The organism is Zarconia sp. (genome assembly GCF_057467645.1).
In genome coordinates, this window is record NZ_JBRJXU010000104.1 from 22,755 (window position 1) to 38,275 (window position 15,521).

General features: G+C 47.1%; 8 protein-coding genes and 1 pseudogene. 6 read left to right on the forward strand and 3 right to left on the reverse strand.

Annotated features, from left to right (window positions below; all coding sequences use genetic code 11):
* Positions 1-87 precede the first annotated feature (87 nt).
* The 3 genes from AC2215_RS15980 to AC2215_RS15990 all read left to right on the forward strand — a co-directional run bounded on the left by AC2215_RS15980 (position 88) and on the right by AC2215_RS15990 (position 8,293).
* Positions 88-6,063, forward strand: a complete 5,976-nt coding sequence (locus AC2215_RS15980; protein ID WP_486810986.1) for an AAA family ATPase — start codon at positions 88-90, stop codon at positions 6,061-6,063.
* A gap of 173 nt (positions 6,064-6,236) precedes the next feature.
* Complete coding sequence (locus AC2215_RS15985) at positions 6,237-6,632, forward strand: response regulator (RefSeq protein ID WP_486810987.1); 396 nt, start codon at positions 6,237-6,239, stop codon at positions 6,630-6,632.
* Positions 6,629-8,293: an adenylate/guanylate cyclase domain-containing protein gene (locus tag AC2215_RS15990; protein WP_486810988.1), complete on the forward strand. Its 1,665-nt coding sequence runs from the start codon at positions 6,629-6,631 to the stop codon at positions 8,291-8,293. Before AC2215_RS15985 ends, AC2215_RS15990 begins: the two co-directional genes overlap by 4 nt.
* Positions 8,294-8,320: 27 nt before the next feature.
* On the opposite strand, the gene der is transcribed toward AC2215_RS15990, so the two are convergent.
* Positions 8,321-9,682 (reverse strand): ribosome biogenesis GTPase Der, encoded by a 1,362-nt coding sequence (der, locus tag AC2215_RS15995; protein WP_486810989.1) that lies wholly within the window; start codon positions 9,680-9,682, stop codon positions 8,321-8,323.
* 435 nt (positions 9,683-10,117) lie between these two features.
* On the opposite strand from der, the gene AC2215_RS16000 reads away from it, so the two are divergent.
* Positions 10,118-10,564 (forward strand): tellurite resistance TerB family protein, encoded by a 447-nt coding sequence (locus AC2215_RS16000; protein ID WP_486810990.1) that lies wholly within the window; start codon positions 10,118-10,120, stop codon positions 10,562-10,564.
* Positions 10,565-10,615: 51 nt separating this feature from the next.
* Here the strand turns inward: AC2215_RS16000 and AC2215_RS16005 are convergent, their stop codons facing one another.
* Entirely contained in the window at positions 10,616-11,071 is a 456-nt protein-coding gene (locus tag AC2215_RS16005) for a GNAT family N-acetyltransferase (RefSeq protein ID WP_486810991.1), read from the reverse strand.
* Between the two features lie 171 nt (positions 11,072-11,242).
* Here AC2215_RS16005 and AC2215_RS16010 point away from each other — a divergent pair, with 171 nt between their 5' ends.
* Positions 11,243-12,721, forward strand: coding sequence for a tetratricopeptide repeat protein (locus AC2215_RS16010; RefSeq protein WP_486810992.1), 1,479 nt, complete (start codon positions 11,243-11,245; stop codon positions 12,719-12,721).
* A 684-nt stretch (positions 12,722-13,405) separates the two neighbouring features.
* On the opposite strand, the gene tpiA is transcribed toward AC2215_RS16010, so the two are convergent.
* Positions 13,406-14,134 (reverse strand): triose-phosphate isomerase, encoded by a 729-nt coding sequence (gene tpiA / locus AC2215_RS16015; protein WP_486810993.1) that lies wholly within the window; start codon positions 14,132-14,134, stop codon positions 13,406-13,408.
* A gap of 283 nt (positions 14,135-14,417) precedes the next feature.
* On the opposite strand from tpiA, the pseudogene AC2215_RS16020 reads away from it, so the two are divergent.
* Positions 14,418-15,521, forward strand: a pseudogene (locus AC2215_RS16020) (hypothetical protein); the annotation flags it as partial.

Consider the following 15,521-nt stretch of genomic DNA (forward strand, 5'->3'; position numbering starts at 1 on the left):
CAGTCAACTGACTGAAGCCTTGCAGCCTTTCGCAAGGCAGTGCATCATCCACAAAGACATCAAACCCGCTAACCACGTTATTAACTCATGATGAAATTTCCCGGATATAAGATTCTGACACAAATCTACGAAAGTGCTAATTCTATCGTCTATCGAGCGAGCCGAAACCCGGATAATCGAGCCGTTATCCTCAAGGTACTCAAAGAAGACTATCCCACACCTGCCGAACTAACTCGATACAAACAAGAATATGAAATTACTCGCAACTTAGATCTAGATGGCGTCGTGAATGCTTATGGATTAGAACCATACCAAAGAACATTAGTCATGATACTAGAGGATTTTGGTGCATTATCCTTAACCCAGTCGATCGCAACTAAGCAAAACTCAAGTCATGACTTTTCTCTGAAAAAAATCCTCAAAATTGCAATTCAAGCGTCTGAGGTTTTGGGACAGATTCATAGCAACAATATCATCCACAAAGATATTAACCCTGCCAATATCGTCTTCAACCCAGAAACGGAACAACTGAAAATCATTGACTTTGGCATTTCTACCCAATTTAACCGTGAAAATCCGACGCTCAAAAATCCCAATGTTTTAGAAGGCACATTAGCTTATATGTCCCCAGAACAAACGGGACGGATGAATCGAGCTTTGGATTATCGCACGGATTTTTACTCCCTGGGTGTAACTTTATACGAATTGCTAACCGGAAAACTACCTTTTCAAACAACAGATGCCCTAGAATTAGTGCATTGTCATATTGCCAAACAACCCGTACCCCCGAAAGAAAGCCGAAAGCAGAAGGTCGGAGACGGAAGGGCAGAAATTCCAGACGCGGTTTCCGATATCGTCATGAAACTGATGGCGAAAACGGCGGAGCAACGGTATCAAAGTGCTTGGGGAATTAAAGCAGATTTAGAAGAATGTCTCCATCAATTACAGAGCAAAGGGAAAATTTCCAAGTTTCCGTTGGGGACTCACGATATTTCGGATAAGTTTCAAGTTCCCCAAAAACTCTATGGACGTGAAGCTGAAGTCGAAATATTACTAGCAGCCTTTGAGAGAGTTGCAGACAATCCTCAAGCCCAAATTGAGATGATGCTCGTCGCGGGTTATTCCGGGATTGGGAAATCTGCATTGGTTGCCGAAATCCACAAACCCAATACTCGACTGCGGGGCTATTTCACCGAGGGAAAATTCGACCAGTTTCAACGAAATATACCCTACTCAGCAATTGTCAGTGCCTTTAAGGGATTAATGCGGCAACTGTTAACAGAAAGTAAAGCGCAACTTGCTCAATGGCGCCAAAAACTGTTAGCTGCAGTGGGTAGTAATGGACAGGTCATTATTGATGTTATTCCCGAAGTCGAACTGATTGTCGGTCAGCAGCCACCGGTACCAGAGTTAGGACCAACTGAATCGCAAAATCGTTTTAATCGTGTCTTTAGTCAGTTCATCCAAGCATTTTGCACAAAAGAGCATCCTTTAGTTATTTTTCTGGATGATTTACAGTGGGCAGATTCCGCCACGCTCAAGTTAATCGAACTGATGATGACGGATAATGAAACAAAATATTTATTTCTCATTGGGGCATATCGAGATAATGAAGTTAGCCCGACCCATCCTTTAATGATGACCCTTGAAGGATTACAAAAACAAGGGGTCATTGTCAATTCTATTACCTTAGCACCGTTAGCATTAGAGTCTATTAGTCAACTCATTGCTGATACATTACATAGCGACATAGATAAAGTCAAACCGTTAGCAGAGTTGGTCAAGAAAAAAACGGGTGGCAATCCCTTCTTCGCGAATCAGTTTCTCCAAACGCTACATTCTGAAAACTTAATCGAATTTCACTTCCCTCAGTCTTCTCTGAGTCAGGATCTCCCCCCTCAGTCTCCCCTTACTAAGGGGGGAGATCGAGAAGGATTCTGGGAGTGGGATATTTCGAAGATTAAGGCACTCGATATTACAGATAACGTCGTAGAATTAATGATTGGTAAGTTAAAGAAACTGCCAGGATCGACTCAAGAAGTTTTACGTTTAGCAGCTTGTATCGGAGCCTATTTCGATCTGACTACTATCTCGATTATTTGTGAAAAACCCAAAGAATACGTTTTTTCGGACCTCGTTACAGCAATTCAATCCGGCTTAATCTTGCCAATATCGGAGTTAGATCCAAAACTTTTAATTCAAGATTATAAGTTCCTCCACGATCGAGTGCAACAAGCCGCATATGCCTTGATTGATGAATCGCAAAAAACAGCCGTTCATTTAAAGATTGGTTGGCAACTGTTACAGAATACAGAGTCCGAAGCTTTATCAGAAGAAATATTTGAAATAGTCGATCATCTCAATCTCGGTGTTGAACTGGTGACTCATCAAGCCGAACGAGATAAAATTGCCAAGCTAAATTTGATAGCCGGCAAAAAAGCGAAATCAGCAACAGCGTATAAGGCCTCCGTCACATATTTTAAAGTGGGACGCGAACTGATCGGTAGAGATTGTTGGCAAAACTCTTATGACCTAGCCTTATCTTTATATGAGGAAGCCGCAGAATCGTCTTACTTATGTGGTGACTTTACCACAATGCAGGAATTAGCCGATATTGTCAAAAAATCAGCCCAAACGATTGTCGAAAAAGTAAAAGTATATGATGTAGAAATTCAAGCGGCTGTGTCGCAAGGAAAACTCAGAGAATCGCTCAAAATTGGTCTTAACGTTCTAGAGCAATTGGGGTTTGGTTTACCGGAAAATCCGACTCCGTCAGAGATTGAAAAAGGACTCAATGAAACGACTTCGCTGTTGAAGGGACGGGAAATTGAAGAGTTGATCGACCTACCGGAAATGACCTCTCCAGAAGCGCTGGCAGCAATGTTTATTTTAGCGAGTACCTTGGCTGCTGCCTATATCGCGAATTCTGAACTTTTTGTGCTGAATGCTTGCCAGCAGGTCAACTTATCGATCCAATATGGCAATGCGACCTGGTCCGCATTTGGCTATTCTTGTTACGCCATCAATTTATGTTGGATCGGTCAAGATCTTGAATCTGGCTATCAGTTTGGTAAACTCGCTTTAAATTTGCAAGAACGATTAAATGCCCAGAAAGTAAAATCTAAAGTCTTCGAGATTTGTGGGGCTCACGTCATACATTGGAAAGAGCATTTTAAGGAAACACTTCCCTTTGTCATTGAGGGCTATCAAAGCGGAATCGAAACCGGAGATTTTGAATTTGCGGGCTATTGTGCAATTTATGTCTGTAATCATTCCTATTTTATCGGTCGCGAACTGACAGAACTCGAACAGCAAATGGCGACTTATAGTCATGCGATCGCTCAAATCAGGCGAGATAGTCCTTTTAATTGGACTGCAGTATTTTGGCAAGCCGTCCTGAATTTATTGGGGCGTTCGGAAAATCCCGTCCGTTTAATTGGCGATGCTTTCAATGAGGAAATATCATTACCCGATCACGATCGAACTCGACTTCATTTCTTTTATCTCAATAAACTGATGCTGTGCTATCTGTTTGGAGAAAAACAGCAAGCCGTCAAAAATGCCCGAGCCGCAGAGGAATATTTAGATGGAGTCAAAGCAATGATTGTTGAATCTCCGTTCAATTTTTATGCTTCTCTGGCATATCTCGGTGTATTTGCCGAACTTTCAAACTTCGAGCAAGAAGAGTTACTCGATCGAGTCAATCAGAATCAAGAAAAGATGCATCGATGGGCTCATCATGCCCCAATGAATCATTTGCATAAATTCCATCTCGTCGAGGCAGAGAAAGCACGAGTCTTAGGAAAAATTCTAGAAGCTGAAGCGTTTTACGAAAAAGCCATTGCCGGAGCTAACGAAAACGAATTTGTCCAAGAAGAAGCCTTGGCTTATGAATTAGCTGCCAAGTTTTATCTAGAGCGCGGTATGGACAAGTTCGCTCAAACCTATATGAAAGAAGCGCACTATGCTTATACTCGCTGGGGAGCCAAAGCAAAAGTCGAGGACTTAGAAGCAAAATACCCCCAGCTACGATCTAAATCATCTGGGACGAAAACCATTACTTCTACATTCGCGACAACGACTCGATACACCAGTAACAGTCAGTCAGGTGATGCCTTGGACTTCGCCACTGTCATGAAAGCCTCTCAAACCATTGCCGGCGAAATTGTCCTGGATAAATTACTCGCCAACTTAATGAAAATTCTGATCGAAAATGCCGGAGCGCAAACAGGCTTTCTCCTTTTAGACCGAGGCGGAGAATGGGTCATTGAAGCCTCTGGAGAAGTGAATACCGATCGGGTCACGGTTTTACAGTCAATTCCCATTCACCAAAACTTACCGATATCAATTGTTAACTATGTCACCCATACTCAAGAAACCGTTGTTGAGAATGATGTCTCCCGACAGGGTGAATTTACGAATGATTCCTATCTCAAAACAAATAAAACCAAATCTATCTTATGTGCGCCACTCATTAATCAAGGTCAACTCAGTGGTATTATTTATTTGGAAAATAATCTCACTGTAGGAGCTTTTACGCCAGACAGACTGGAAATTCTCCAACTATTATCTGGGCAAGCGGCGATCGCGATTGCAAATGCCAAACTCTATGCTGAGGTTAAAGAAAGCGAACGACGGCTGACTCAATACCTAGAAGCGATGCCTGTGGGTGTCGCCGTCCACACGAAAGCCGGACAACTCCACTATGTCAACCAAACCGGACAACAGTTACTCGGCAGCAACATTTCACCCAAAGCTCAAAGCGAACAAACTGCCCAAGTCGATCGATTTTATCGTGCCGGAACCCAGGATTTCTACCCCACCGAGCAACTGCCGATTGTCCGTTCTCTTGCGGGTGAAACCGTCAAGGTTGACGATTTAGAACTTCACCAATCGGATAAGATAATCCCCTTAGAAGTTTCAAGCACACCAATTTTTGATGAGACGGGTCAGATTTCCTATGCGATTGCAGCGATTCAAGATATCAGCGAGCGCAAGCAAACTCAGAAGATTCTCGAAGACTACAACCAAACCTTAGAAAATCAAGTTGCCTCGCGCACCCAGGAATTGAAAAATACCCTCGATACTCTCCAAGCCACCCAAAACGAGTTAATTCAGTCGGAAAAAATGGCAGCGTTGGGGCAACTTGTCGCTGGGGTCGCCCATGAAATTAATACGCCTTTGGGTGCAATTCGTGCTGCTATCGGCAACATCGATAAAGGTTTAGAGGCTTCCCTGTCTCAACTGCCGCAACTCTTGCCCCAACTTGACCGACAACAGCAAGGGGACTTTTTCAATTTCTTGCAACGGGCCCTGAGTCCGCAAACTCGCCTGAGTACTCGCGAAAAACGGCAAATCAAGCGATCGCTAACCGCACAGCTTCAGTCCCATGAAATTGACAATGCCAAACAACTGGCTCACCTGCTCACCGAAGGGGGATTGCACTCAGATGTAGAAGAGCAAGTGTCGCTGCTGCAAACCCCCCACGCTGAAGCCATCGTGCAAATTGCCTACGATATCGCCCGCTTACAGAGCAACAGCCAAAATATCAGCAACGCCGTCGAACGGGCTTCTAAAATCGTGTTTGCCCTCAAGAGCTATGCCCGTTACGACAGCAGTGGAGAAAAACATCCCGTGCAAATTACCGACACCATCGACACGGTGTTGGAACTCTATCATAATTATCTCAAGAAGGGTGTGGAGGTGATTCGCCACTATCAAACCGTACCGGAAATTCCCGGCTACGGGGACGAACTGGTACAAGTGTGGACGAACTTGATTCACAATGGGATTCAAGCCATGGATGGCAAAGGAAAATTGGAGATTGGGGTCAGCGAGCAAGAAGCCCAAATCTCGATCTCATTCACCGATTCGGGTTGTGGCATTCCTTCAGAAATTCAAGAGAAAATTTTTCAGCCGTTTTTTACGACCAAATCGGCTGGAGAAGGGAGTGGTTTAGGTTTAGATATCGTGCGCAAGATTCTCGAAAAACACCAGGGAACCATTACGTTCGCATCGGTACCGGGTCAAACCACCTTCACCGTCGCACTTCCGATTCGGTAAGTTCGGAGTTGGGGAATCGATCGAGTGTAGATGAATTCTACGGATCGCTTTCTCGCGAGCGGTTTCGATCGAAAATAATAGCGCTCGAGCGCGAATTTTAAATGAACCGATATCCTCATAAACTGGACTACAACTCTCTGAAACTGACCTGTTAATTCCATCTACATAAAGAAATGACTCAAGCCGCAATTTTATGTGTTGATGATGAAAGGATGATTCTTGAAAGCCTTCAGGAGCAAATTAGTCGTAATTTTAGAGATCGCTTTTTATACGAAGCAGCAGAAAGTGGTGAAGAAGCACTCGAAATTATCGATGAACTCTATGAAGAAGGGATCCAGATCGTGGTGATTGTTTCCGATTGGTTGATGCCAGAAATGCGGGGAGATGAATTTTTAGTTCGAGTCCATCAGCAATTTCCAGATATTACAACGATTATGTTAACCGGACAAGCGGATGAGGACGCGATCGATCGAGCCAAACGAGAAGCTAATCTTTACTGCTGTATCCACAAACCGTGGACAGAAGAAGAGCTGATCGAAATTATCACCGCAGGTCTCAAATTGGCATGAACGAACTGGCTATTCTTTTAGTCGATGACGAACCCTTTCTGTTAGAAAGCCTAGCTGAAGAGTTAGAACGTCACTTCGGTGGCGATTATCAGATTGAAGCGGCTGAAAGTGGTGAAGAGGCTCTCGATATTATCGAAGAACTGCATGAAGATGGGATTGAAATTGCGATTGTCATTTCCGATCAAGTGATGCCCGGTCTCAAAGGAGACGAGCTCTTAAGTCAAATTCATCTTCAGTATCCTAATATCTTAAAGATTATGCTGACAGGACAAGCAGAAGTTGACGCCGTTGGGAATGCCGTTAACTCTGCCAATCTTTACCGCTATTTGACTAAACCTTGGGACGTAACCGATCTAATTTTAACCATACAAGAAGCGCTCAAAAAGTATGAATATATCAAAAAACTTGAAAAACAAAACGCTCGATTGCGAGAAAACGAGCGTCGCCTAACTCAAATTTTAGAAGCCATGCCGATCGGGGTAGCCGTTCACGATACGACCGGGAAAATGACCTATGCCAATCAAAAAGCAAAAGAGTTATTGAAGCTTGAGGATTTACCTGAAACAAAAATAGAGGAACTCTCGACAAATTTTCAGGTTTATCAAGCCGGAACCCATGAATTATATCCCACAGATAAATTGCCGATCGTCCGTTCTTTAGCGGGGGAAACCGTTTATACTGAGGACCTCGAAATTCATCACCCGGATCGAATCGTTCCTTTAGAAGTTTCGACCACGCCGATTCGGGATAAAAACAATGGGATATTCCAGGCCGTATCCGCCTTTCAGGATATTAGCGATCGCAAGCGCGCCGAAGCCGAACGAGAACAGTATACCCGAGAATTATGCCAACTCAACGAAGCTTTTTCTCGATTCGTTCCCCGTCAATTTCTTCAATCTCTCGCTCGCAAAAATATCGCCGAAATTCAACTGGGAGAATCGACGGTCAAAACATTATCAGTGTTGTTTTCTGATATTCGCTCTTTTACCAGTCGTTCCGAACAAATGAGCCCAGAAGATACCTTTAAGTTTATTAATGGCTATCTCCGACGGATGGAACCGGCGATTATCGAAAATGAAGGCTTTATTGATAAATATATTGGCGATGCGATTATGGCACTCTTTGAAGACAGTGCCGATCGGGCGGTGAAGGCCGGGATCGCGATGTTAAAGAATCTCGCAGAATACAATAAAACCCGACAACGAGCCGATCGCCAACCCATCGACATCGGCATTGGTATCAACACGGGAAATTTGATGCTCGGAACCGTCGGCTGTAAAACTCGCATGGATACCACCGTCATTGGCGATGCAGTCAATCTCAGTTCGCGCCTGGAACAATTGACAAAAGTTTATAAAACACCACTTTTAATTTCCCACAATACCTTTGTCAGCCTCGAAGACTCGACAAAATACGCCCTGCGCCTAATCGCTTGGGTGCAAGTTCGGGGGAAAGCCGAGAAAGTGGGAGTGTTTGAGGTGTTTGAAGCCGATCCGCCCGATCGCAAACAAGCCAAACTCGACACGAAGATCCTGTTTGAAATGGCACTCATCGACTACGAACGAGGCAGAATCGAGGATGCCAAACTCCAGTTCGAGGGATGTTTGCAACAAAATCCCTGGGATAGCGTCGCTCAAATTTATTTCGATCGGTGTGGCTAATTGGATATCGAGATCGACAATTCCCAATTAAACCCGAATCGCGCGGTTGGCCCCGGTATGGTGGACATCGCGAGCTTTTTTACCCCGCCACAACAGACGAATGGGAGTCCCCGGAAAACCGAGTTGTTCTCGGAATTGGCGTTCGAGATAACGGCGATAGTTATCCCCAATCCGTTTGGGATCGTTGACAAATAGGGCGATGGTTGGGGGTTGGGAAGCCACTTGGGTGCCGTAGTAGATTTTTCCCTGCTTTCCTTGACGGCTAGTGGGGGGCGATTTCCAAGCCACCGCATCTTCGAGGACTTCGTTAATCACGGAAGTGGTCACCCGGCGGCTGTGTTCGGCGGCTGCGGTATTAACTAAATCGAGAATTTTCGTCACTCGCTGTCCGGTGAGGGCGCTGACGTAGACGATATCCGCCCATTCGAGATAGTAGAGTTTATCGGCGACGTGCTGTTTGTACTCGTAGACGGTGTAGGTATCTTTTTCGATCGCATCCCACTTATTCACCACCACCACGCAAGCACGGCCCTCATCGATAATCCGACCGGCGAGTTTTTGGTCTTGTTCGGTAATCCCATCGATGGCATCAATCACCATCAACACCACGTCGGCGCGGCGAATGGCTTTAAATGCCCGATTGACGCTGAAGAATTCCGGACCGTAGTTGACGTTCTTTTTCTTGCGAATCCCCGCCGTATCAACGATGCGGTAGCACTGACCGTTGCGTTCGACGAGGGTATCGATGGTGTCGCGGGTGGTGCCGGAAATCGGAGAGACGATCGCCCGCTGCTGACCGACAAAAGCGTTGAGGAGGCTTGATTTACCGACGTTAGGTCGCCCGACGATCGCCACTTTAATTTCTGGGATTTCTTCGAGTTCGCTAACAGGGGGTACATGTTGAACCAGATCGTCGAGTAAGTCGCCCACACCGCTACCGTGAATGCCGGAGACGGGGTAGGGTTCCCCCAACCCCAGTTCCCAAAATAGCGCCGCTTGCGCCAATCCTTGGTCTGGAGACTCGCACTTATTCACTGCCAACAGGACGGGAACTTCCTGTCTGCGCAACCAATTGGCAATCTCTTGGTCGGCGGCGGTTGGGCCCATTTGTCCGTCGACGACGAAAATAGCGGCTTTGGCTTCAGCGAGGGCCGCGAAGGCTTGTTCGCGAATCAGGGGCAGAAATTCGGTATCGTCATCGAACACCAGACCCCCGGTATCGACGACTTGGAATTCTCGATCGCCCCAAAAGGCTTGTTTATAGGTGCGATCGCGGGTGACGCCGGGAAGATCGTCTACGATCGCTTCTCGACCCCCAGCGAGGCGATTGACGATGGTGGATTTGCCGACGTTGGGACGGCCGATAATGGCAACGATGGGTAGAGACATTGCAAGGGTATATTTTTCAGGTTTCAGTGCAGGTGGGCAGTCTTGAGCAGGGGAGGAAGGGGGAGCAAATCCTGGGAATCCTTTAAACGTACGAGCTAAAGTAGGATCTCTCGAAGCGCCATTAGGGACTTTATCCATTACAACTTCCGTTGGATAGCAGCTCTCTGAAAGAGTGATGAGATGAGAAATCGCTGTTTGAAGTCGGCGATCGTTCGAGGCTGTACGGAACTTGAATTTTACAGAGATAATGAAGCGCAGACTTTAACCTTTATCATTGTAGCGAGGTTTGGTACGAATCTTTAACTTTTTCCAAAGAAATACCCTGGTACGAGATGAACTGGCGGCGCGTTCCCAACTCGAGGAAGTCAGATCGATGCTTGGAATTGCCTATGCTAGCGTGGGCTTAAACAATTCATGATTTCCGGATATTGAAATATGGGACTATTCGATCGAATTGGCGGTCTTAACGAACCGTCCGAAGTCACATTAGGACCGGCAGAAGCGTTTGCGGCGATCGCATTACTCGCAATTGCGGCGGATGGTTACGCCGCCGATACCGAGGTGCAGTGTCTGATGACGTCTTTGTATCGCATGAAGTTGTTCCGCAGCTATCCCGATGATGTGATGCGCAAAATGTTCGATCGCCTTCAAGGTACTATCAAGCGACAAGGTCCGGCAACGCTGATGAATGCCGCTATTGCGACGTTACCCGACGAACTGCGAGAGACGGCTTTTGTGATTACGACCGATTTGATTTTAGCCGATGGAGAAATCACCTCGGAGGAAAAAAACCTTTTGAACGATCTCTATGCAGCTTTAAAGCTTTCCGAAGAAACGGCTCTGAAAATTATCGATGTGATGTTAATGAAAAATCGAGGTTAAGAGGTGTAGGGTTTGGGGTTTGGGTTTTGGGGAAGACGGAACGATCGCGATTCAATCGGATTCGAGATCGAAGGTGACGTAAACCACCGATTCCTCCGATCCGCCAACGGCAGCATACAAACCCCGCGCGGCTGAGTTTTCCTCTTCCGTAAGTACCCAAGCCTCGCGACAACCGAGTTCCCGCGCGCGATCGAACAGTTTATTCAGGAGTTGCTTGCCGATACCGCGACGCTGATAGGCAGGTGCGACGCCAACTTCGTTTATCCAGAATTCCTTGGGTTTATCCGGGTGAACGTAATGCAGTGCAGAAGCCATCCCTACCACCCAATCTCCCGCGAAGGCAACGGCGAGATGATGCCTGGAGTTGGCAAAAAATTCGGCACGAGACTTCGGGTCGATCTCAAAATCAAATACATCGGGTAGAACCCGATCGAGTACTGTCGCTTCGTTGGGTTCGAGGATGCGGATGATTATCGAATCGATCGCCTCGCTCTTTTTCTCGGCCATGAATCCTCAAGATTACACAATATAGAAGTTTGCAGAAACATTGACCCCACACAGAGTGGGTCGGAAACATGTAAACAGCAGTCAGGGTTGCAACCTGGGGTTAACCTTTGCGACAACCGCTATAGATTTGAAGTATAAAGAACCTCTTCCCATTTTGTGATTTTTGGACGAATGAAAGCTTCTCTCTCGATTTTGTTACCCATTGCCCTGACACTGTCGTCGTCGCAGTTCGATGGCAAAGCAATTTCCGCCCCAATGGCTGATGGTTCCGCCACCACACAGACTCGGACTGTCGCCCAAACTCAGGTCCCAACAGAAATTGATGTTGCCACGCGCGCTTACCTTTTAGAGCAGATCGCCATCACTTATGCCGAAATCGGGCAAACTCAAAAAGCCCTAGACGTGGCGCAGGAAACCGCCGAGATCGGCAATCTATCTTCGGTATTGCACTCGATCGCCTCTACCTTAATCGGCGCTGGAGAAATCGAGCAAGCCCTAGAGGTCTCTCAAACCATTGCCGATGATGAAACACAATTCTGGGTCATGAATTCGATCGTCTATACTTTAGCCGAAACTGGAGAGATCGATCGAGCTCTGCAACGGATTCAGACGATTGCCGATGACGAACGGAAAGCTTGGATATTGCCATCAATAATTTTTGCTCTGGTTCAAGCAGAAAACATGCAAGGCTTATCCGAGGCGATTCAACTGCTTGAGGATACCAATCGCGAAGCCTGGATGTTAAATTTCCTCGCCACCGCTCATACTCACATCGGTAACCTCGAGCGAGCCTTGCAAGTAACCGATTCGATTGTTGACCTCGACGAGAAAGCTCGGACGTTGCAGGACATCGCGAAGATCTTAGCCAATCAAGGGAACCCCCAGCAGGCTCTAGACTTACTCTCCCAAGCCGCGGACGATTTGGGCATCCCATCTGTTGCATCGCTACCCATCATCGAAGCCTTCGCTAAAGCTGGAAATCTCGATCGAGCCCTGGAATTATCTCAAACAGTTCCCGAAGACCGCAGACCGTGGGTATTGGCTTCAATCGCCCGTGTGTTAACGGATGCTGGAGATGTCGATGGAGCTTTAGACCTTTCCCAAACCATTACTGATGAGAATGCTCGGTTTTCGGCGTTAAAATCGATCGTGTGGGTTTGGGCTGATGCTGGAGAAATCGATCGAGCCCTGGAACTATCCCAAACCATTGCTGATGAGGGAAACCGCTCTTTTGCGTTCAGTTCGATCGCCCGGGCTTTAACCAGAGTTGGAGAAATCGATCGAGCTTTAGAAGTTTCCCAAAGCATTACTCAAGAGTCCGAGCGCTCTTCGACGTTAAACTCGATTGTATGGGCTTTAACCAGAGTTGGAGAAATCGATCGAGCTTTAGAAGTTTCCCAAACCCGTGCAGAGGATGGAAAACACGATGAGAGATTGCAATGGATCGTTTTTGCTTTAACGATCGTGGGAGAGGGGCAACAAGCTCTCGAAGTTGCCGAGACCATCCACGATATCGAAATTCAAGTTAGGGCACTGCGTGCGGTTGCGCTTGCTTTCCACGAAGCCGGAGAAACCGAACGAGCGATCGAACTCGTCGATCGGACTTTAGAACTGGTACGTCTCGAATCTTCGAGTCAGAGCAGAATCTAGTACTGCTACGCAGAATTAAAAATGCGCGCATTATATAGCCATATTCAGTCGCGTTAGGACACAAGTGACCCTGGGCAGGCAATCGCGGTGGGAGCGGGGGAAGCTGGGGGAGAAAGATCGAATATACGCTCTGTGAGATCGGACTGTCCTAACCTCACTGAATACCGCTATAGCAGTAAGCATTCAGCGATCGGCATTCAGCTATCAGTCAAAACCTTGCTATTTATAGCTTGTAGATTTTGTAGATGTCCTAACACATTTGCGTAGCGCTATAAAAATTAAAAATGCCTACTATGCATAGCTTTGGGCGGTTGAGAACTGCGTACTTATTTCTGCCGCGCTGCACTAGAAATTTGGCCAAACGACGTGACATTATCGTTATTTAACGTGAAGCGTGGGTTAAGCAGACTCGCAGTCATGCCCTGAGAGACTGAAATTCCACGAAAGGAGGTGGATGGAAAAAAGAGGTTCGAGCTCCTTGAGATGAAGGTGAACGATTGGAGACTCAAATTCGGATTCACCAGAATCGACGATGATGCTTTTCGATTCCCCATACCCTAAACCTTACACCCTACACCCCACCCTCGCCGGTAACTGTCCGATCCCGAACTGACGTTATTTAGAATGGGGTTCGATCGCGCATCCGACTCAAATCGCGAGTCAGTGCGCGATCGCGCTGTGCACTTAAGCTTGATAGTTCACAATCCGGGCGAAACTTTCCGGTTCCAAACTCGCACCGCCGACGAGGGCACCGTTAATTTCGGGTTGCGCCATGATTTCGTCGATGTTCCCCGGTTTCACGGAACCGCCGTACTGAATGGTGACATCGGGATTGCTCAACTTCGATCGAATCAAACCAATGACGCGGTTGGCTTCGGCCGAATCGCAAGTATCTCCCGTTCCGATCGCCCAAATGGGTTCGTAGGCAACAATCAGGTTCGTCTGATCGACATCCACTAAATCTTTTTCCAGTTGGCTGAAAATGTGGGATTCCGTTTCTCCCGCATCCCGCTGAGCCTTGGTTTCTCCCACGCAGAGAATAGGAGTTAAACCGTGCTTCTGAGCGGCTTTGAGTCGCAAGTTAACCGTTTCGTCGGTTTCACCGAAGTATTGTCGGCGCTCGCTATGTCCGATGACAACGTATCGAACGCCCAATTCCACGAGCATCGCCCCCGAGATTTCCCCAGTGTAAGCACCAGCATCTTCCCAGTGAACGTTTTGCGCCCCCAGGCGAACTCGACTGCCGTGCAAGTTCTTGCTCGAACATCCTAAATCGGTAAACGGAACGCACAGAACCACCTCTCGATCCTCGGGAGTTTTTTCCAGATGGGGAACGAAACCCTCCAGGAACGCCAGGGAGTCGGCCTGGGTTTTGAACATTTTCCAATTACCAGCAAGAACGATTTTCGGCACGGATAACAAGACTTTTTTTCTCTAGAGGACAAGATGCACCCTTTAGTTTAAGCCTTCAGGTGACCTTTGAAAATACGAGCCGACCGATCGACTCATCCAGTCTTTGGAAGCATGTGGGTCATTTCCGAGCCATTTATCGGTAATTTTCGGGGAAAGCAGAATGTTGAGAAGCCCAGTTCCCAGAAATCTAACGAAGAAATCTAAAACTAAGCCATCGATACCCGATGCTCCGTAGACCAACAGGGTAAAATTTGATACATCGATCGACACCGAACGCTCAGTCATGCCCGAGTCCCCCAAATCTGACTCCCCAGCCACCAATTCATCGCCCGCCAAAGCTCAAACTCTTCAACTTCTGCGAGACACGATCGCCCAACTCGAAGGTTCGATCGCCCAACTCGAAACGAGCGCCGAAGCAGACGTTCGCCAAGCGACAGTTGAGGCTTTGGAGAAGGTGGCATTGCAACTGAAAACAGATCCTCAGCCACAACCGATTCCAGAACCTGCTCCCGTCACGGAAGCACCAGTGGTTGCCGAACCGTCTCAACCCACCGAAACTGTCGAACCTGTTGCCCCACAGCCGCCTCCCAAGTTAAGCGAACGGATTATTCAATGGATTTGGAAGGTGATTTTGACAATCATACGCTTGATTTTGCCCAATGTTTTGAGCAGAAGGCTGTCGGATACCTTTCTGACTGCAACAATTGCCCTGATTGTCATCTCTTCCCAGGTCTTTTTCGTGAAGCTGTTCTTCACGATTCTGCTTCCCTCGGCAAGCACACCCCCAACCGCAGCCATCGAGAAATCGATCGAACCGGCTCAAAAGATTGAAGAACCAGCGATCGATGTTGAAGTCCCGATCGGCGATATCGAAGTTCCCAGTGAGGATCTTGATGAGATTGAGGATGTGGAGCTTCCGGAGGACATTGGCGAGATGGAAGATGTGGAGCTTCCGGCCGATTTATCAGAGCTTTTAGAATTAGAGGGGTCCGAAGAAGCATCTGCCCTAGTTGCACAAGCTCCCAGTGCTGCGATCGATGAGTCAGGCGAATTGCCTGAAAGTTTGTCTGAATTACTCGCCGAAGAAGAAACTCCCGAAATCCCCAGTGAGATTGCAGAAGAAGAAGTGACCGAATTAGCGGCCATCTCTGAGGAGTTATCGGATTTGGTTGAACAAGAAACTCCCGAAATCCCCAGCGAGATTGCAGAAGAAGAAGTGACCGAATTAGCGGCCATCTCTGAGGAGTTATCGGATTTGGTTGAACAAGAAGCTCCCGAAATCCCCAGTGAGATTGCAGAAGAAGAAGTTGCCGAATTAGCGGCCATCTCTGAGGAGTTATCGGATTTGGTTGAACAAGAAGCTCCCGAAATCCCCAGCGAGATTGCA